This is a genomic window from Nonomuraea zeae (genome assembly GCF_005889725.1).
Taxonomy (GTDB): domain Bacteria; phylum Actinomycetota; class Actinomycetes; order Streptosporangiales; family Streptosporangiaceae; genus Nonomuraea; species Nonomuraea zeae.
Genome location: NZ_VCKX01000241.1, coordinates 1 through 19,397 on the forward strand (window position 1 = coordinate 1; position 19,397 = coordinate 19,397).

Annotated in this window: 16 protein-coding genes and 3 pseudogenes; 11 read left to right on the top strand and 8 right to left on the bottom strand. The window is 68.3% G+C overall.

What is annotated here, in order from left to right; all coding sequences use genetic code 11:
* Positions 1 to 291: 291 nt before the first annotated feature.
* Positions 292 to 516, top strand: a pseudogene (locus tag ETD85_RS67735) (integrase catalytic domain-containing protein); the annotation flags it as partial.
* 361 nt (positions 517 to 877) lie between these two features.
* Here the strand turns inward: ETD85_RS67735 and ETD85_RS46610 are convergent.
* From ETD85_RS46610 to ETD85_RS46630, 6 genes are all read right to left on the bottom strand, one after another.
* Complete coding sequence (locus tag ETD85_RS46610; RefSeq protein WP_138696280.1) at positions 878 to 2,284, bottom strand: N-acetylmuramoyl-L-alanine amidase; 1,407 nt, start codon at positions 2,282 to 2,284, stop codon at positions 878 to 880.
* 159 nt (positions 2,285 to 2,443) lie between these two features.
* Positions 2,444 to 3,304, bottom strand: a complete 861-nt coding sequence (locus ETD85_RS46615) for a M23 family metallopeptidase (protein ID WP_206059309.1) — start codon at positions 3,302 to 3,304, stop codon at positions 2,444 to 2,446.
* 162 nt (positions 3,305 to 3,466) lie between these two features.
* A complete protein-coding gene (locus tag ETD85_RS46620) occupies positions 3,467 to 4,459 on the bottom strand; it encodes a S8 family serine peptidase (RefSeq protein WP_138696281.1) in 993 nt (330 codons plus the stop codon).
* A 741-nt stretch (positions 4,460 to 5,200) separates the two neighbouring features.
* Positions 5,201 to 5,329 (bottom strand): hypothetical protein, encoded by a 129-nt coding sequence (locus tag ETD85_RS67070; RefSeq protein WP_276617359.1) that lies wholly within the window; start codon positions 5,327 to 5,329, stop codon positions 5,201 to 5,203.
* Between the two features lie 349 nt (positions 5,330 to 5,678).
* Entirely contained in the window at positions 5,679 to 6,353 is a 675-nt protein-coding gene (locus ETD85_RS46625) for a GntR family transcriptional regulator (protein ID WP_170247210.1), read from the bottom strand.
* Entirely contained in the window at positions 6,350 to 6,772 is a 423-nt protein-coding gene (locus ETD85_RS46630) for a VOC family protein (RefSeq protein ID WP_170247211.1), read from the bottom strand. The genes ETD85_RS46625 and ETD85_RS46630 overlap by 4 nt, the downstream gene beginning before the upstream one ends.
* A 125-nt stretch (positions 6,773 to 6,897) precedes the next feature.
* Here ETD85_RS46630 and ETD85_RS46635 point away from each other — a divergent pair, with 125 nt between their 5' ends.
* The 7 genes and pseudogenes from ETD85_RS46635 (at position 6,898) to ETD85_RS46665 (ending at position 12,002) form a co-directional block, all read left to right on the top strand.
* Complete coding sequence (locus ETD85_RS46635; protein WP_138696284.1) at positions 6,898 to 7,542, top strand: substrate-binding periplasmic protein; 645 nt, start codon at positions 6,898 to 6,900, stop codon at positions 7,540 to 7,542.
* A gap of 346 nt (positions 7,543 to 7,888) precedes the next feature.
* A pseudogene (locus ETD85_RS67925) lies at positions 7,889 to 8,351 on the top strand (ATP-binding cassette domain-containing protein); the annotation flags it as partial.
* Positions 8,352 to 8,485: 134 nt separating this feature from the next.
* Entirely contained in the window at positions 8,486 to 8,629 is a 144-nt protein-coding gene (locus ETD85_RS67930; RefSeq protein ID WP_240779876.1) for a hypothetical protein, read from the top strand.
* Positions 8,626 to 9,522 carry an aminotransferase class IV gene (locus ETD85_RS46650; protein WP_138696286.1) on the top strand — a complete coding sequence of 299 codons (897 nt, stop codon included), beginning with the start codon at positions 8,626 to 8,628 and terminating at the stop codon, positions 9,520 to 9,522. The genes ETD85_RS67930 and ETD85_RS46650 overlap by 4 nt, the downstream gene beginning before the upstream one ends.
* 48 nt (positions 9,523 to 9,570) lie before the next feature.
* Positions 9,571 to 9,810, top strand: a complete 240-nt coding sequence (locus ETD85_RS46655; RefSeq protein WP_138696287.1) for a biotin/lipoyl-containing protein — start codon at positions 9,571 to 9,573, stop codon at positions 9,808 to 9,810.
* 168 nt (positions 9,811 to 9,978) lie between these two features.
* Positions 9,979 to 10,983: a thiamine pyrophosphate-dependent dehydrogenase E1 component subunit alpha gene (locus ETD85_RS46660; protein ID WP_138696288.1), complete on the top strand. Its 1,005-nt coding sequence runs from the start codon at positions 9,979 to 9,981 to the stop codon at positions 10,981 to 10,983.
* Positions 10,984 to 11,000: 17 nt separating this feature from the next.
* Entirely contained in the window at positions 11,001 to 12,002 is a 1,002-nt protein-coding gene (locus ETD85_RS46665) for an alpha-ketoacid dehydrogenase subunit beta (RefSeq protein ID WP_276617362.1), read from the top strand.
* 136 nt (positions 12,003 to 12,138) lie between these two features.
* On the opposite strand, the gene ETD85_RS46670 is transcribed toward ETD85_RS46665, so the two are convergent.
* Entirely contained in the window at positions 12,139 to 14,790 is a 2,652-nt protein-coding gene (locus tag ETD85_RS46670; RefSeq protein ID WP_138696290.1) for a DUF7825 domain-containing protein, read from the bottom strand.
* A gap of 721 nt (positions 14,791 to 15,511) precedes the next feature.
* On the opposite strand from ETD85_RS46670, the gene ETD85_RS65105 reads away from it, so the two are divergent.
* Together ETD85_RS65105 and ETD85_RS66315 are read left to right on the top strand one after the other, a co-directional pair.
* On the top strand, positions 15,512 to 17,686 hold the full coding sequence (locus ETD85_RS65105) for a serine/threonine-protein kinase (RefSeq protein WP_206059310.1): 2,175 nt from the start codon (positions 15,512 to 15,514) through the stop codon (positions 17,684 to 17,686).
* Between the two features lie 84 nt (positions 17,687 to 17,770).
* Positions 17,771 to 18,049, top strand: a pseudogene (locus ETD85_RS66315) (hypothetical protein); the annotation flags it as partial.
* A 92-nt stretch (positions 18,050 to 18,141) separates the two neighbouring features.
* On the opposite strand, the gene ETD85_RS67075 reads toward ETD85_RS66315, so the two are convergent.
* Positions 18,142 to 18,276 carry a hypothetical protein gene (locus ETD85_RS67075; RefSeq protein ID WP_276617361.1) on the bottom strand — a complete coding sequence of 45 codons (135 nt, stop codon included), beginning with the start codon at positions 18,274 to 18,276 and terminating at the stop codon, positions 18,142 to 18,144.
* Between the two features lie 169 nt (positions 18,277 to 18,445).
* Here ETD85_RS67075 and ETD85_RS67745 point away from each other — a divergent pair, with 169 nt between their 5' ends.
* Entirely contained in the window at positions 18,446 to 18,742 is a 297-nt protein-coding gene (locus ETD85_RS67745; protein WP_379507234.1) for a MerR family transcriptional regulator, read from the top strand.
* Positions 18,743 to 19,397: the final 655 nt, after the last annotated feature.

Here is a 19,397-nt window from a genome sequence, read left to right on the forward strand (position 1 = left end):
CCGGCCACCAGGAACTCGCCGCAGCGCAGGGCGGCCGGCGTGCCGTCCGGCCCGGACATGTCGTGGATCTCCCGCAGCGGGCCGATCCAGCTGATCGCCCCTCCCGCCAGGCCCGCGGATCGCCAGAACGGGGTGCGGTAGGTGGCCACGGGGTAGAGCAGCAATGGAACGGTCAGTGGCGTTAGCGAGGCGTCGGGACGCGGCTTACCGCCACTCGCCGTTCCGATCCGGGTGGTTGCCAGGGCAGCCTATGAATCCTTGGCGTCTGCGAGGGTCTTGTGGACGACACCGATGGAGACGTACTTGTTCTGTTTCCTGGATGATCACAGCCGGGCCGTGGTCGGCGCCCGGTTCGGGCTGATCGAGGATGTGGTGCGCCTGGCCGCCGCGCTGCATCCGGCGCCGGCCTCCCGCGGCGTCCCTTCGGCGATCTATGTCGATAACGGCAGCGCGTTCGTCGACACCTGGCTGCTGCGCGCCTGCGCCGCCTTGGGCATCCGCCTGGTGCCCTCGCGTCCTGGCCGCCCGCAGGGCCGTGGAAGATCGAACGGTTCTTCCGCACCGTGCGTGAGCAGTTTCTCATCGAGACGCCGCCGCTACCAGGTCGACCCCGCCCTGGCCGACCACAAGGTCGAGCTGGTCTTCGACCCCTTCGACCTGCAGGAGATCGAGGTCCGCCCGGGCGGCCGCGCCGTGGGCGCTGCAATGCCCTACCAGATCAGCCGGCACGCCCACCCCAAGGCCCGTCCCGAACTGCCGGATGTACAGCGGCGAGCAGGGCCGCCTGGAGGGGGCGCCGTCACGTGCGGCTCTGGTGGCGGTGCTGCGCCGGGCGCTGGAGTAAGGACGTCGCCCGGACGAGGGCCGCTGAGACGGGTCACGTGCAGTCGGGGATGTCGTTGCCGTTGTTGTCCTTGGCCTGGTCGTTGCCCCAGCGTGACAGGTAGTAGGCCGACACCCACTGGTTCTGCCACGGGCTGCCCGAGTCCAGGTCGGTCTTCAGCCACCAATGGTTGAACGAGCTTCCCGACTGCACGATCGGTCCCCAGGTGCGGCAGTAGACATAGTTGGTGCCCCGCAGCAGCGTCCCGGTCCGGGCGCCGCCCGGAGTGGCATGTCCGGGGGCGTCCGCGAAGGTGTCCACCCAGTACTTACCCGGGGCCGGGCCGGTTCCGCCGGTGACGTACTGCATGTACCGGTTCCAGTCCCAGTAGGGTCCGGGGTCCGTGTGGTCGTTGCCCGGAACTTCACTGTGCGCCACGATGTGGGTCCGATCCTTCGGGATGCCGTACCGGTCGGCGATGTCGCGCGTGAGCGCCGCCGAGGAGCGGTACATCGCGTCGGTGAACCAGGTCGCATCTGACACGAATCCTTCGTGCTCGATGCCGACCGATCTGCTGTTCCAGGTGTAGACGTGGAAGGCGATGTCCTTCTCGCGGACCATCTGGGTGACGTCACCGTCCGACGACCGCACGACGTAATGCGAGGACACCAGCTGGTTCGGGGTTCTGTTGGGGTTCTGGAACCAGGAAATCGTGCCGGCGTAGTAGCCCTGGGCCACGTGGATGACGATCCGGTCGATCGCGGAGCTGGCCGGTCTGTTCGCCACGCTGTAACTGTTGCTCGATGCCGGCACCCAGTGCGCGGACGGATAGTCCGCCGCGGCGGTGCCGAGGTCACCCTGCAGATCGGGCACCTTCTCGTAGTCTCCGCGTCGCGGACGGATGGGCCTCGGCGCGATCACGACCGCCTCCCCTGAGGCGGCTTTGGCCCGCACGCCCCTGCCGAGCACCTCGTACACGCCGTCGGCGAACAGCCGGGCCACCTCTGCTGAGCTCGCCTGGGCGTAGGCGGCCACCGCTGGATACCACGCTGCGGGATCCTTGCGCGCGGCCGCGCTCAACCCCACCTCGTCGCCGTACGAGCGCAGCAACGCTGCGCCGCCCAGGACGTTCGCGCTGTCGTCCTTGCGCAGCGTCGCCGCCGGCTCGCCGGTGAGCTCGGCGGCCCTTTCCAGGCTTCGGGCGACCGGGTTGCTGACCAGATGCATGATGCCGTAACCACCGGAGGCGCTGGGCTGCCCGTCATGGCCGTCGAGGTGCGTCTGGGAGTAGGCGAGCGCGGCCAGTACATCGCCCGGCACGTCGTAGGCGGCGCCGGCGCGTGCGAACGCCTCCGACAGGGAGGGTTCCGCTACGGCCCGCGCCGGGCCGACACCAAGGGGAATGGCCAGGACAAGGAAAACGGCGAGCGACGCGGAGGCGCGGGCACGACGTGGATTCATCGAAACTCCTCAACCGGAGGACGGTGTCTGTGAAGTGAGGGACCCGGTCGCCCTGGGAGGAAGCGACCGTGCGTTCTCATGCGATCTAGGTGCGGTCCTGCTCGGCGCGGCGGTGTCCGCCGCTGGACTCCGGCGGTCACCGGAGTCCAGCGAGACGCCTCACGTGCAGTCGGGGATGTCGTTGCCGTTGTTGTCCTTGGCCTGGTCGTTGCCCCAGCGTGACAGGTAGTAGGCCGACACCCACTGGTTCTGCCACGGGTTGCCCGAGTCCAGGTCGGTCTTCAGCCACCAATGGTTGTAGTCGCTGCCGACCTGCACGAGGGGTCCCCAGGCGCGGCAGTAAACATAGTTGGTGCCCTGCAGCAGCGTCCCGGTCCGGGCGCCGCCCGGAGTGGCATGTCCGGGGGCGTCGGCGAAGGTGTCCACCCAGTAGCGGCCGGGACTGCCCCCGCCACCGCAGTTGTTGCTGGTCTCGAAGTTCTGGTTGTACGACCAGGTCACGGGAATGGCGTGCCCGTTGACCGCCGCCTGCACGACGGCGCCGTTCAGCCGCTGTTCAAAGTGCAGGTGCGCGCCGGTCGTGGCGCTACCGGTGTTCCCGACGGCGCCGATCTGCTGGCCCTGGCTCACTGTGGCGCCGACCCCCACCGCCCGGCTCGCCAGGTGAAGGTAGCGCGTCACCCAGCCGCCTCCGTGATCGACGACGATGGTGTTGCCCGCATCGCTGAAGAAGGTCGACGTCACCACGGTGCCGGCAGCGGAGGCCAGGGCTGGGGTACCCCACGTCGCGCCGCTGACCGAGATCATGTCGACCATGAATTGGCTGGCGTGCCCGCTGTGGGTGGAGGTCGTCCATCGCTCGCCGCAGGGCACGGGAAGCTGGAACGGCGGCGCGGCGAATGTCGCGTCGTCATCGGCCTGCTGGGCGTGCGCACTGCGCGGGGCGAGGAGGAGGGCGGTGGTCAGCGCCGCGAGGATCGCAACGACGCGGGATAAGCGCTGACGGGTAAGGGTTGTCACGGTGGTTCCTCCGATCGGAGTCGACGGACGTGCTGCTGGGTGCTTGTGCCGCTGAGAGGCCCTGGCGGCAGGCGGCCATGAGGATCGTGCGGGCCCCGGCCGTGGAGAGGCTTCACGTACGGCGAAGGGAGATGCGGCCGCGCAGGGCGGACGCCGGGAGCATCAGGACCCGGCCAGGCCCACGTGCAGCATCAAATTCGGGGTGTCGCGTGGTGGGTTGCGGATCAGCCCGGGTGTGGCGTTGTCCACCAGGGCTCGGTGGACTTGGGCGGGGATCCAGGCCGGTTGTTCGGACAGGATGAGTGCAGCGGCTCCGGCGGCCAGACCGACTGAGTTGAGTGTGGGGGCGTATTCGTCGCTGCCGCCGCCGACGGCCATGGTGGAGAACCATGCGAAGAGGTCGACGTTGGGGCCGGTGCGGGTGACGCTCGACTCGATGATGGCGCCCCAGGACCGTCCGACGGTGATGGCTTCGGGGAGCCGGGCGGGTGACACCTTGGTCGAGTCCTGGTCGCCGGTCAGGTCGACCGTACCGGAGTCGGTGACCAGCGTGACGCCGCTGTGGATGAGGCGAAGGGCGGCCGCGTCCACGGCGGGATCGGCGCCGACCGTGACGTTCAGGACGGCCACCGCTGGTCTGACGGCGTTCGCGCTCACCCAGTCCAGGCCCTGAATGAGGCGTTGCGGGGTGGTGGTGACCGCGCACGCCATAACGCGCACCCCGACGATCTGCACCTCCTTAGCCACTCCGTGCCGGGTGCCGCCCACGGCGCTGGCCAGGCCGGTACCCCAGTTGTCGTAGGGGGAGCACGAGGGGTTGCCGGTGAAGTCGGGTCCGTTGACGGCCCGGCCGCCGAACGTGGTGTGCGTCGTGGCGATCTTGTCACCGAGGACGTAAGCGTGAACGTTACGCGCGGTCGTCCGCCACGAAAACGTTCCGGAGGGCTGAAGGTCGCGCTGATCCAGGACATCCAGCGCCCGGGGAGGGTCTGTCTGGGTACCCGGCGATCCCGGCCCGGAGGTGACCTGCTTCGCTGCTCCTGCGGCGTTCCCCATGACGCCGACAGCGGCCGGCGGTCCCGTGCCGGAGACCACCAGCCCGCTGCAGAGCAACGCAGCGAGAGCCTGTGCCCGGATGCGGCGTCGTGTCCTCATCAATCTCTCCTTGTGGCGGCGAGCGTTGGAAGACCTGTTCCAGGAGTGGAGGTGGAAGGACTTGGCGGAGGCCGCGGTGAGGCTCGCCTTGACCGGTCGCCGTGTGCCGCGAGCTACGTCAGGAAGCCATACTGTCCCGTCACATTCACCCGATGGGGCCTCTGGGGGTTATAGCCGAAACAGGTGCCAACGGAGGAAGCCGGGCTGCAACGACAACGCGCCGTTGGCGTTTCGGGCGAGCTTCGTGGGCCACTCACGGCCATGGTCCGTGGCAGCGTGGGTCTCCAGGGTTCGACGCGCCCTTGAGGAGCTGCTTGACCCTTGCGCGAGAAGGGTCCGGCGACGTCGAGCGATATGAACTTCATATGTTGGATGATCGCGGCAATCGTATGCGGCCCCTCGGCTTGATGACAGCTCTTCTTTTGCCATAAATCGCCGCTTGACTGCCAGTCGAGTCGGCGGTTTATGCACGGGTTATGGTCGGGTGCCGCGCAGAGGGGCCCGGCATGAGCGAGCCGGAATGCAGTTCCTTGCTCGGGCAGGCCATTCTTTCCAGCGTTGCCGCTGGCAGTCGCGTCGATCAGTCCCGTTCGGCCTCCAGCCGAACCTCGGCCTCGTGCAGGCAAACGGCCAGGGTGGCGAAGACCCGGGCTGTCCGGCGGCGCCAAGGCCCGTAGCAGTGCCGATCAGGGAATGGGTCCGGGCGGCCTCCTCGCGGGGAAGCGCCAATGCCGCGGCCAGCTACGGCAGTCGGCGCTCCAGCTTCAGCCGCCACGACACGGCGCCATAGGCCAGACCACCGGCAGCCGGCGCGGCTTCGACCCAGGCGACCGCGGCGATCTGCGCGTGCCGCTCGGCGAACGCGACCATGAGGAGGCTCAGCGAGCCCAGGCACTGCCCACGCCGGCGCTCACCAGAACGGGCTGGCACAGGTCAGCGATGCCCGCGAGCAGACGCCCCCGGGCCTTCGCTCGCTTGCCCGAGGAGGGCTTGGAAACGCTCGACACCTTGTCCTGCTGGAGTCCTCTTGAGAATGGGGGATCTGCGACGGGCGAGGCCGTCAGCACCAGGGAAGCGACACCCATCAGCGCCGCGCTGACCAAGACTCCCAGCGACGGATGGGCCAAGCCCGTCAGCGAGCCCGAATCAGCGGCCCGTCCACGTAGCTGCCGACCGATGATGATGTGGCGTTTCGGGGCGGCAGGATCCCGGGCGGCCTCTACCTTGGCTCGGCGTGGTGGTCCAGGTGTTCTAGCAGGTCATCACGCAAATCGACGACGTGTTCACGGGCGGCTTGCTCGGCTCGGCTGAGGTCGCCGGACGCGAGCGCGTCGAAGAAGTGCCGGTGGGTCTGGTAGACGTGCGCGCCTGATTCGTAGAACTGCCGGTGCATGCGGAAAGTCTGCAGGAGGGGGACGCGGAGGCTCTCCCATGTCCGCATGAGCAGGGGGCTGCCGGCCAGCCGATAGACGGTCTCGTGGAAGTCCATGTCGATGGTGACCAGAGCGGCCCAGTCGTTGTCCTCGGCGGCCTTCTGCATCTGACGCAGGATGTCGTTCAAAGCGGCGAGGCGTCCGGGGTCCCCATGGGCCAGAAGGAAGCGGACGGCCACCGGCTCCAGCGCCTGCCTGATCTCGATGACCTGGGCCGCGTCGATCTTGGACAGCGTGGCGACGCGGGCGCCGCGACGTGGGATGAGTTGAACGAGTCCCTCACCCTGCAGTTGCCGGAGCGCATCGCGGATGGGGCCGCGGCTGAGACCGAACCTCTCGGCCAGATCGCGCTCGGTCAGGTGATCGCCGTCCTTGTAGCGGCCGGCCAAGATGTCCTCGCGCAGGCGGTCGGTCACCTCTCCGCCGAGTCCGGCGAAGGTGATCCGGGAGCCGTCATTCACGGCCCCTCCTCCAGTTCGCAGGCGAACTCGACCAGGCATCCGTCCGGATCGCGGAAGTAGACGCTGGTGCGCCACTCGCGGGCGCACTCCTCCTTCGCCGGTCCGTGCACGATGGGCACGTTCGCGTTGGTGAGCAGCTCGATCGCTTCGGCGACAGGCCGCGGAAATCGCAAGCAGAAGTCTGCCGCCCCGGCCCGAGGCGAGACGGCTCGGGGCGCGGCGGGCGTCTCGGCCGGGTGAATGTTGATCTTCCAGGGCCCGAACAGCACCGAAGGATAGAGAGCTGAGCCGGAACGCCACTCCGCGAGCCGATGAGGGGTGCCCCCCAGGATGTCGGTGTAGAACGCCACGGTGCGCTCGACGTCCTGAGCAACCAGGACGATGTGATCGAGTTCGAGGCCGAGTGTGGGCGCAGTCACTGTCGCAGCTTCCTTATCTAGAGTCACGGCGCCATGCTAACGCATTGGTCATTGGTTAACCATTGACAGTTGACCAGACCGATGGGCACTGTGGACTCATGCATCAGACGTAAGGAGTACGGGCAATGAAGCCAGGATTGCTGATCACCGTGACCGCCTGCGCTTCCACGACGAGAGCGCCGGCAGAAGCAGGCAGCGACGGCTCCCTCACCCGGGTACGCGCTGCGGGGGAACTCGTGGTGTGCTCCTCCGACGACGTGCCCTCCTTCTACCGCGACCCGAAGACCGGCCGGCTCGCCGGCACCGACTACGGCATGATCAAGGTCCTCGCTGACCGTCCGGACATTCCGAAGTTCGAGATGCACGAGGTTCCGACCTCCGGCATCATCCCCGCCCTCACGGCCAAACGCTGTGACCTGATCAGCGACAACATCGCCATCACCGTCAAACGGTCACAGCAGGTGCGCTTCTCCGCTCACACCCACCGGGCCGGGCAGGCACTGGTCGTCCCGAAGGCGCCCGCCGGTGTACAAGCCTGGGAGAACTTCGCCGGTGATGCCATCGGTTCCTATCTCGGCATGATCCAGCTCGGCTACCTCAAGAACCTGACCAAGAAAAGACAGCAGCATCACGGTCAAGGCGTACAAGAACATCCCCGAGATCGTCGCCGACCTGAGCGCCAGCCGCCTGAACCCCGGAGTTTTTCGACGACATGGTCGCCGGCTACATGCTCAAAACGAACAGCGCGCCCCCGCCGCTGCAGATCCTGAACTACAAGATGCCGATCGGCGACTACGCGGTCGGCGCGGCGTTCCGCAAAGAGGACGATGCTCTTCGCCACGCCTTCGATGACACCCATCGCCAGCTCATGCAGGACGGGCGCTGCACAAGATCTTCAGCAAGTGGAGCATGAGCCCCGCCGAGAGGTTCGAGCCGTTCCCCAACTGCTGCGACTCCCCCGGCTGATCGGACGCTCACGCTTCACGCACGACGTACCCCCTTCGAGGCGAAGCATGCTCAACGTCAGTCCCGGCGTGTCTCCCACCCCGGAGGCTCCACCAAAGCCTCGGCGAACGGCCTCGTCACTCCCGGCGGCATGACGCAAGCGAGGTCACGATGATCGAAGTTCGCGACGTGGTCAAGCACTATGGCCGCCACGCTGTTCTCAACGATGTCACCCTGACCGGAGGTGCGGGTGAGGTCGTCGCGGTCATCGGCCCGAGCGGCTCAGGCAAGTCCACCCTGCTGCGATGCATCAACGCTCTGGAAAAGCTCACGCGTGGCGCGATCGTCATCGACGGCCGGGTTCTGGTCCGCAAAGACGGCGACGCCGACGAGCAAGCACCGGGGGCGCAGGTGCGAAGCCTGCGCGCGGAGCTCTGGATGGTCTTTCAGCGCTACAACCTCTTCCCGCACCTGACAGCCCTGCAGAACGTCGTCGAAGGGCCGGTTCACGTGCGCGGCGACGACCCCGACCTCGCGCGGGCCGAGGCGATGCGACTGCTGGAGCGCGTCGGCCTTGCGCCATCGCGTGATGCATTACCCGCAGCATCTCTCCGGCGGCGAGCAACAACGGGTCGCCATCGTTCGCGCCCTGGCCATACGTCCCAAGGCGATGCTCTTCGACGAGGCCACCAGTGCCCTGCATGACCATGATCGTCATCACACACGAGATCGGCTTCGCCCGGCAGGTCGCCCGATCGGATCGGCGTCATGGACGCCGGGCAGATCATCGAAGCAGGGCCGGCCGCCGAGGCGCTCGCCCAGCCTGCCAACCCGCGGACGCGGGACTTCTCCACCGCGGCTCGACCGCTGAAAGACACCCATCCGCAAAGCACCACTGGAGGACAACAGTGAGCGGCCTTGCCGCAGAACGCATCATCTACGTCAACGGCGACTATGTTCCGGAGTCGCAGGCACGGATCAGCGTCCTGGACCACGCGGTCCTGTACGGAGACGGAGTCTTCGAAACGGCCGTCGCCTGGAACTCGGTCGTCTTCGATCTGGACGCGCATCTCGACAGGCTCTTTCGAAGCCTGGCGGCCATCAACCTGCGGCCGCCGCACAGCAAGGCGGAATTCGCCGACATCGTGGTGCAGACGGTCCGGCGTAACCGGATGCGCAACGCCTACATCAAACTCATCGTGACGCGGGGAGCCAACGGCGAGCCCTTCCTGAATCCGGAGGGATGCGTCCCGGGGGTCATCTGCTTCGCCCGCGAATACCTCTACATGGCCTCCCCCGAACGGGTACGCGACGGGCTTCGAGTCAAGACCGCGGCTGTGCGGCGGCCACCGGCTCAAGTGCTCGACCCCCATATCAAGAGCCTGAACTACATGAACCTGGTGCTCGCCAAACTCGAGGCCACGGCAGCCGGCGCGGATGAGGCTCTGCTGCTGGACATCAACGGGCATGTCTGTGAGGCGCCCGGCTACAACGTCTTCGCCGTCCACGGCACCGTGGTCCGCACTCCCTGGCAGGACATCCTCGAAGGCATCACCCGGGCGTGGGTCATGGACATGGCCGGCGGGCACGGCCTGGACGTGCGAGCCGAGACCATCGAGCTGTACGACCTCTACACCGCCGATGAGGTGTTCTTCTGCAGCACCGCCGGCGGGATCCTGCCGGTCATCGCCGTGGACGGCCGCCGCGTCGGCGAAGGTGTCCCCGGCCCGGTGTTCTCCTACCTGCACAAGGCGTATCACGACCTGCTGGCTTCGGGCGAGTCCGGAACGAAGATCGACATGTGAGCCGGCTGCCACAGGGGACGGCCGACGGCTGAAAGGGATGGTTCATTGATGGACATCGATATCACGCTCGGCGCGGACGCGCTCGGAGAGGAAGGCGAAGGTGACCTCGCGCAATGGCTCGTTGACGACGGGGCTCGCGTTGAGGGCGGGGCCGTCATCGCGGAGATCGAAACAGCGAAGGTGCTGACCGAGGTCCTCGCCCTCGCCACCAGCAGGCTGCTGCGCCTGGTCGAGGCTGGGAAGGTGATCGGACCGGACACTGTCATCGCCAGGATCACCGATGCCTAGCACCACCCGGGTGCGACTCCCGGCAGGAGCACGACGGCCTCTGGCGGTCGGCCGATCCGCTTGCGCCCATACTTGCCGGCTCACGCCGGCGACTGATCATCGCGTCGATGACGGCGCGCTCGCGACGACCACCCTCGCCATCCTCGCCGACGCCCTGGAGGAACCACCATGCTCGATCTGTCCGCCGCCACCCCCCGCGATTTCCCGTACGAGCGGCTGGGCGTACGGGCCCTCGAACTCATGCTCCTCATCAGGGGGTTCGAGTCACGGATAGAGGGATACGCCCAGCAAAAGCTCATCCGCGGCTCCACCCATCCCGCCGTGGGCATGGAGGCGGTGGCCGTCGGCGTCGCCCTCGCTCTGCAATCGCACGACACCATCGCCAGCACCCACCGAGGCCATGCCCACTGCCTGGCCAAGGGCGCCGACCCTGGCCGCCTGCTCGCCGAGATCTTCGGCCGCCAGGACGGCTACAGTCATGGCAAGGGCGGGTCGATGCACGCAGGCGCCGCCGATCTCGGCATCCTCGGCACGAACGGCATCGTGGGAGCGAGCATCGGCATCGCCACCGGTGCCGCCCTGGCCTCCGTGCAGATGGGACAAGACAGCGTCAGCGTGGCGTTCTTCGGCGACGGGGCGATCAACCAGGGCATCTTTCATGAATCGCTCAACCTCGCCGCCATCTGGTCCCTGCCGGTCGTCTACATCTGCGAGAACAATCAGTACGCCCAGTCCGCGCGGCTGCAGGACATGGTGGTCAATCCTGACCTCGCGGCCAGAGGGCCTGCCTACGGCATCGCCTCCGCGCGCGTCGACGGAATGGACGTCACCGCCGTCCACCAGGTAGCCCACGCCGCCGTCGAACGCGCTCGCTCCGGCGCGGGCCCGTCCCTCATCGTCGCGGACACCTACCGATTCCTGGGGCACATGGTGGGAGACACCGAGATCTACCGAGGCGGCGCCGAAGTGTCCCGATGGCGTGAACGCGACCCGATCCCCCTGCTGGCCGCGCAGCTCAATGAACGGCGCCTGCTCACGCCCGTCATGCAGCAGGCCGCCGAACAAGCCACCAAGGAGCGGCTCGACGCCGCCGAGCAGGCCGCACTCTCGTCCGCGCCGCCGCCGCCCGCCTCTGCCTACACCGACGTCTATGGACCGCACGGAGGGATGTGATGACCCAGCAGACGACGATGTGGCGAGCCCTCAACGTGGCGCTCCGCGACGCCATGGCGGCAGACGAGCGGGTGTTCCTTATGGGAGAGGACCTGACCCGATGGGGAACAGGTGGCGGGATCCACGGGGTCGCCAAGCGGCTCGGGGACGAATACGGCTCCCACCGGGTGCGCGACACCCCCATCAGTGAGGAGGCCATCGTGGCCGCGGCGGTCGGAGCGGCGGTCAGGGGAAGCCGCCCCGTCGTCGAGATCATGTACTCCGACTTCAGCCTGCTCGCGATGGACCCGATCGTGAACCAGGCCGCGAAGATCCGATACATGTTCGGCGGGCAGTTCCAGGTCCCTCTCGTCCTGCGTTCCAACGGCGGGGCCGGTACCGGGAAGGCTGCCCAGCACTCACAGTCGCTGGAGACCATCTTCGCGCACGTTCCCGGCCTCGAGGTCGCCCTGCCCGCCACGCCGGACGACGCCTACGGACTGCTGATCACGGCGATCCGGAGCCCGAATCCCACCATCTTTCTCGAGCACAAGGCCTTGTACAACGTCAAAGGACCGCTGCAGCGCACACCGATCCCGTTCGGCAGGGCGCGGATCGCCCGGCGCGGCGATCACCTGACCATCGTCGCCACCCAGTTGATGCTGCACCGGGCCCTGACGGTGGCCGACCGCATGGCGGAACGAGGCGTCAGCATCGAGGTGATCGACCCGCGTACCCTCTACCCACTGGACCTCGAAACCGTGACCACCTCAATCGCCCGGACCCACCGCCTGCTCGTCGTCCATGAGGCGCCGCGCGACTTCGGCTTCGGCGCCGAGATCGCCGCCTCGGCGACCGAATCGTGTTGGGACCTGCTGGAGGAGCCGCCCATGCGCCTGGGCAGCGCTCGTGCCCCCATCCCGTACGCCGAGGCACTCGAACGTGAGATCGTGCCAGGCGAAGACGACATCGAAGCGGCGGTCCAGCAACTGCTCTCGCGCGGATCCCGTATGACCGCCACCACGCGACACTCGTCATGACCTCCGTGCGCCTCACATGACGCCTGCCCGGCACGGTCGTCAGCCGTATCGCAAGACCAGGAGCGCCGCGTACCGGTGGCACGCTGGCGCTCACGTGCGCCGTCGTGGCTGCACGCGTCGCGGCGCGGGAGTGCCGCTATCGGGTGAGGAGCTGATGCAGGCGGCGTGCCTCCTGCACGAGCCTGCTCGATCCCTTCCGCGCGGCGATCGCCGCGACCTCCGGCAGGTCCGCGCGCACCCCTGCGATCCTGGCCGCCCTCGCTCCCGCCGCCAGCAGGTCGGCCAGGCCCGCGCGGGGCCGTTCGCCGTCCTTGGGTAGTAAAGCGGGCAGCACCCGTGCGATCACCGCCCATATCACCTCATGAGCGCCCGCCTGCGTGGCGCCGTCAAGCACCGCGACCACCCGGTTGAGTTTGACGAAATCAGCCGTGACCAATGCCGTGACCGCCTCCCCCAACTCCGCTACGGGCACCTCTCCGCGCCCGGCCAGCGTCAGCAGGGCGTCGGTGGCGGCCGCGCGCTCGGCGACCCGCTCATGGCCCATGCCGCACGTCAGCGCGTACGCCATGCCAGCGCCGAGCGGGCCCTGGCCGTGCGCCAGACTCGCCAGAGCCTGTACTTGTCCGTCGCTGCTGTCCATCCAGAGCGGCAGGCAGCAGGCCAGGTGCGCGGCCACGATCTCCCGATGCGACGGCATGACCAGCGGCCACCGCTCCAGCGTGTAGACGGCGTCGGGTTGTGGCTCCAGCAGCCCGAGGATCGGCTCCAGCACCGGCTCGGCCACCGCGGGTGTGGCGGGCAGGGTGATGGCGGCGTGCAGTTCCAGCGCGTCGTTGTCCCTGTTGCGGGTCTGGAGGGAGAGGGTCACCTGCGGCTCGGCCAGCCTGTCGCCACGCATCCAGGCGGCGCAGGCACGGCCCGCATCCGACGCAAGCCGCCCGGCGCGCTGCACCTCCATGCCGGAGATCTCACGCGGCAGCCGCAGCAGTGCTTGCGCGAGGTCGCCAGGCAGCGCCCGCACGCCGGCGATCTCGAGGCGTTCGAGCCGGTCGAGCAGGACGCCGGCGTCGATGTGGCCAGAGCCCCCCGTGGGCGTGGCCAGCTGGACGGGGTAGCTGCCGCCGTTTTCGAACCGCGTGGCGATCTCGAGGGCACGGCGTATGGCGAACCGGTCGAACAGGTTCGGCTTCGTCGGCCACGCGCTGTGCTTGGGCGGGTCCTCGGACAGGGCCCTGCCGTCCTGCGGGGAAGCGAACGCCAGAAAGGCGTGCCGCAGAGCCACGACGGTGTCTTCACGCCTCTCGTGCTCGTCGTGGCCGAAGAAGCGCGGGTCGAACGGATACCACCACGGGTGCAACGCCGCCCGCAGCGCGTCGGGGTCTCGATCAGACCATTCGGTCAAACCTGCCAGGAGGCGGTCGAACTCGTACAGGCCTGACGAGGCGCGGAACGCGGCCACTGCCTGGGCGAGCTCTTCCGGCGAGGCGATGGGTGGCGGCATCCGGCGCGGATCACTCGTCGCAGCCAGCGGCGTGACGCTCACCTCGTCGGCGACGACGCCGCCCCCGTACGCGGCCGCGATCTTCTCCCGGAGCTCGGTGGGCAACCCGCTCGCCGCGGCCCTGATCGCCTCGCGTCCCTCGGCGCCGGCCCGCGCGGTCAACGTCACGGACAGGCGCACGGCGCGTTCCTGCAGCGCCAGCGCGTCATGCGTGAAGACGAGCGCCATGGCCCGCAACGCCGCGTCCACCCGCCGCGATGGACCTGCGGCGGCATCGGCTCGCGGGTACGGCTCCGTGGCCGGCCTGACCTGCGGCGATGAATCCGTCGTGGAGCGAGGATCACCGTCGCCGGCCACCGGATGAGGCTCGCGCAGCACAGCATCGCCGGCCCAGGAGACGGCGGCGCGCAGCAGCTTGTTCTCCGGCCGGAACGCCAGCGCCTCCAGCACCTCGGCGAACAGCTCCTCCGCCAGCAGCCCTGCCTCCTCAAGCCGCCGAAGCTGTCGCAGCGCCATGTCGGCCACCGCGATCGGCCCGACGGGCAGAAGCCTGGCGTAGTCCCCGGCCCGCGCGGACGCCTCCTCCAGGTCGAGGTCGAGCCGGTTGTGCAAGTCCACCAGCGCGACCGGCGCCGCGGGTCCCTCGCGCAACAGCCGTCCCAAGACGCCGTCGATGACGACTGTGCGCTGCAGGAGACCGTCGTCGATGAGGCGGACGACACCCTCCACCACACGCCAGGTTTCGACCCCGTCCCACCGGTCGATCTCGAACAGACCAGGCCCGTACGCGGCGAACAGCGGATCTCCTGCCGCGGTGTCCGGATGGAGCTGACGCAGCCAGCCCGTCATGAACGGCTCATGCGCCGGGGGTTCGAGGCCGAGCTCGCGGACCAACGCCGCGGCCACCTCCCACCGCCGCAGGTCGGCGTGACGCAGCCGGCCCACGATGCGCGCCGCCACGTCCGCCTGCCAGACCACGGGACGCCTGCGCAGCAGCTCCAGCACGAGTTCGACCGCGTCATCGCTCGAGAGGAGCTCGCGCCGCATCAGCCAGCCGGTCACCGCCGAAGCGCCGCTCATGCATGCCACACCCGCGATCAGCAGGGGTGAGAGCTGCGGCTGCCACTCCCACCAGACGATCTGCGCGCGGCTCTGCGCAGTCAGGTAGTTCGGCAGCACGGCCGCGATCGCCTTGCGCTCGGCCGCGTCCAGCGCGTCGACCATGCCGATCGTGCCGCCCACGTCGCCGGCCTTGATGAGTGTGAGCAGGTCGTCCCACGCGCTCACGAGTGCACCTCCAGGCCGGGTGGCGCTCCCCCAGCGGGAAACGGCTCACCATGATCGCGACCATAGCGGGCGGCGCCGACGATCTCAGCCTGGCCGAACCGACGGAGACGCCGAAGGATCACCGCCCAGGAAATCGCTGCGATTCTGCCACGGAAGTTCGGGCAAGTGACTTCATCCTCACGACGATGATATAGGCGAGCGTGACCAGAAAGGCAACTGCCGTGATCGTCGAAACGTCATCAGCCCCTGCATATCAGCTTCTGGAGATCTACGCTCGGATTATCTCTGCCAGCAGACGGGACAGTCCGGCGAGTAAATTGGCACGAACGCAGGGAAATTTGGCAAGATAATATCTCTGGTGCTGCGGATCCGACGGTGCCGATACGGCGCACGGTGCCTGGCGGCGTGGGCGTTGCTTCCGTCCAGTAAGGTTCATTCAGGACAAGGCTTGCTCTTCGGACAGGCTCGCGGCAGACTTTTGCTCTCCCCGCCGTTCGGCAAGGAATGCAGCCGGCCCGACGGCATGCCGTCCGTTCGCTTCCAGGGGTCATACGCCGGAGATGGCCCCCCGAATGCGAAATAGGTGACTGATCTTGCCCGCGGTAAATCCACAGTCCTGAGTATGTGACCGGATGCCACAACTCTCCGAACCGACTGCTCGCGCGGAACGTCATCAATAACGGGGATTCGGCATCGGAAGTCAAGGGTGGGTCACACGAACATGATCAGTCCAGATGCGGTGCTGGCGGAGCGGTATCATCTGCTGTCACGGCTTGGCAGTGGCGGGCATGGCGAGGTCTGGCGCGCTCGGGACATGGTGCTCGATCGGATCGTGGCGGTGAAAACGGTAAGGGCGGGACTGGACGGCGATCCCGGGTTCGCGGCCCGGTTCCATGCCGAAGCCCGTTCTATGGCCAGCATCGACCATCCCGGCGTGGTGAGCGTATTCGACTACGGGATCGCCGAGCTGCACGGCGGGCGCACCCCGTACCTGGTCATGCAGTATCACAGCGGCGAGCCACTCCACCGATTGCTGTCTCGCAAAGGGCGGGTCGCCGCGGGCGCGACGATGGATCTCGTCGCGCAGGCGGCCGAGGCGCTCCAAGCGGCGCACGAGGTCGGCGTCGTGCATCGGGACGTCAAGCCCGGCAACCTCCTGATCCGGCCGGACGGAACGGTCGTGCTGACAGATTTCGGCATCGCCAGGACGACGGAGGGCCGCAAACTGACCGCCACGGGCATCGTCCTGGGCACCGTCACCTACTGTGCCCCCGAACAGGCCGAGGGCGCCGCACCCAGTGCGGCCATGGATGTGTACGCACTCGGGGTGGTCGCGTACGAGTGCCTGGCAGGGCGGGTGCCCTTCGACGGTGAGAGCGCGATCGCGATCGCGCTCAAACACCTGAACAAGCTGCCTGCGCCGCTGCCCGCAGACGTCCCGGCGGCCGTGGGCGAGATCGTCCTGCGCGCGTTGGCCAAGGACCCGGCCGACCGGTGGCCCAGCGCCGCTGCCCTGGCTACGGCAGCCCACGCGCTCGTGGATGACCTGGCCGCGGGACGTCCTCTCATGGATGGGGAGGCGAGAGCCCTCTCGGTGTCGAGCGGCTCCTGGGAGGGCGCGCCGACAAGGAAGGTTCCGCTTGCTGCCGGCGGAGCGCCGAGCCGGCCCACGGGAAGCTCCGCAGCCGCCGGCGGCGCGTCGGTCAACGGCCGTGCCGCCGCCGATGGCGGGACGGTCCTCGGGCTGGGCCGGAGCCCGGCAGGCCGAGCAGGCTGGGTTCGCGCCGAGGAGCTGAGCCGGGATCCGGTCGCAGGGGCGCGTGCTGCACGTCGTCTCGGGCGCCGAGCGCTGGCCATGGGAGGCGGGCTCGTCGCGGCGGTGATCACGGCCGCGGCGGCCTGGAGCCTCATTCAGACCGATCCACCAGCTTCATCGGCGCTCGGGGTGCGTATCGGCGGAACTCCGTCGTCCGCCCCGGCGGAACCGTCGCCGGATCTCGTGACGCACACGAAGGATGACGAACTCCGAGACAAGCCGGCAACCCCGGACACGTCCACGCAGTCCGGCACGTCTTCTACGGAGCCTGACGCGTCCACGGACTCACGTGCCCCGGCTCCAGCCACGGGCACGCTCATCGGCGGCATCGTCTACCTCGGCGGCCCTTCTTCCGGCCGCTCGGTCCTGGACGGCTATCGGGCCGGGCTGGTCGAAGTCTTCACCGACAAGGGCAGGCGGGTAGCCGGTCAGCGTGCGGATCGGCGCGGATTTCGCTTCCCCCTGCCCCCAGGCGGTTACCGCCTCCAAACCACCCTGGGCGAGGGGACGTGCTCGACGACGACCTCGGTCAAGCCGAACCGGACCACACGGGCCGACCTGAAGTGCTCCATCCCGCACCCTCTGCCGGAGCCGGAACCGGGTTTGCGAAGCGCCGCCGTAAAAGACGCGCGCGGAGACGCCGAGGGTGGGCCGAACGCGGGCGAGGCGCCGCCGTACGCCGACCTTCTGGCCGCGGCGATGAAGGCCGGCCAGGACGGCGTGACCATCGAGTTCCTCACCGCCGGCACCATTCCCGCGGCCGCGCCCTCGGAGGGGAGCAGCAGCAGCCGCTGGGCCGTCTCTGTCGAGCAGGACGGCAGGACCGCCATCCTGTCGCTCACCGGCCGGAAGGGCGCGTGGACGATCGAGTGGGCAGCGAAGAGCGGCGAGAACGGCCACGCCGACCAGATGACGGCGGCGGCCGAGCCCACGATCTCCGGGGCGCAGATCTCCGTCGCCGTCGGCCGCCATGCGCCGCTGAAAGCGGCCCCCATCGACTTCACCGAGCCGTACCGGATCGTCGGGGCCGAGTCGAGCATGGTCCACGTGTTCCACGGCTGGTCGGACTCCGCTCCGTGACGGGCTTACCCGCCTTCGCTCTTCCCCTCGGTCCGGCGAGCTGATCATGCCATCCCCGAGACCTCGGCGGCAGATCCGCTCCAGCACCCGCAAGAGAGGCTGAACAAGCAGATCCGCCGCCGCACCGACGTGGCCGGCGTCTTCCCTGACCGGGTGCCATCATCCGGCGCGGTGCCGGCCGAGCAGACCGGCGAAGGGCCCGTAGCCCGCCGCTACATGGGGCTGAACATCCTCGCCGAAGCCCGCGTCCGGCTCCTCACAACGACACAGAACCCGCTCCTGCAGACACTTACCGCCTACCCTGCAGAAACAGCATCAGGTGATGATCGATTCTCGCACCACGTCCACCAATGTGACCGCTGAACAGACCACCGCCCCGAATGTCATCCCGAGACTACGTCGAGCAGCGGCTTGGCCACGCGAGCAAGGCCGAGTGGCCGACGCGTCGCGTGTCGCTACATGTCGCGGTTGTCGGGCGTGTCACCCGCCGTGATCCGCACGCTGTCCGCGCTCGCCGGTGTGGCGACCGCCGCGGCGACCCCGCCGGCCAGGAGCGCAGCCGCGATCGTGGCCATGAAGATGCGCTTCATGAGTCCCTCCGATTCCTCGTAGTAATGACATGAAGAATCTTCGCTATGTACGGGCGTCGCGACGAGGACATCGACTGCCGACTTGCGCCCTGATCCTGCCATTCGGCATCAGGCTCGCCCCTTCGGCCTGTGGGAGGCGCGATGTTCATGTGTTGTCGGCTCGGGCGGCGTGGGGTCTTCATTCGCCGGACGCCGCCCGAGCTCGCCGGCCCTCTGGCGAACGTTCCGGCTCCGGCGAGCGGCGCGGCATCCGGCCCGTCGCCGCGCGCAGACCTCCGGGTATCGCGTCTTCAGTGCCGCGGCGGTGGAACGCATCCGGATGACCAAGGCCCTGCAAGAACTGGCCTTCACCCTGGACGAGGTCATCGACGCCCTCACCACACACATGACCAAAGCGGGGCCACCTGCGACAGCGAGAGATGGCGACTGGAGACGGTGGTGGACGTATCGATACCAAGATCGATGAACTGACCAGGGCGCGGCAGGCCGCCGCAGAAAGCTTGCAGGACTGCCAGGCCGGTAGATGCCGGCTCACACTGGTCCCGGAAAGCTGCGTTAGACCTTGCAGTACCTCGCGTCACGTACGCCTGCAAGGCGACGGCGGTGAGCGTGGATGGGGACAGGTCCAGCGAGTTGCGCCTGGGCTTCGTCAAGGACCACGACCAGAACCGGGACGGCGCCTAAATTCTCGAGCTCCCCGAGGAGGACAAGGACAGCGCGCCCGTGACCCAAGGCGGCCCATCTCGGCCCCCACCTCCAACTTCGGTTCCTGACGAGAAGCATTGCGAGGGAACGCCGCTCAACCCCTGGAAGCCGACCAGCGGGTGCGGGTCGGCTGGGGCAAGGTCCGTCTTCATAGCAACCCGTGACCGCGAATCCCCTGGGCAGAAGGGGGCCACACGGACGTTCTCCTGGCGTGGGTGGACGACATGCGGGTGTTCCATGCTCGCGAGCTCAGCGACGGCGGCGAAGTCCGCCGCCTCACCGGCGGGAACTGAGGGGCCACGGTGATTCCGGACAGCCGTGTTATGAGTGCAGCCTATGCGGCCGCTGGGGTTGAAAGGGCCTCGTTGAGAACCTCCAGGGGTGGCCGGTAGCCGAGCGCCGAGTGCAGGCGCCGA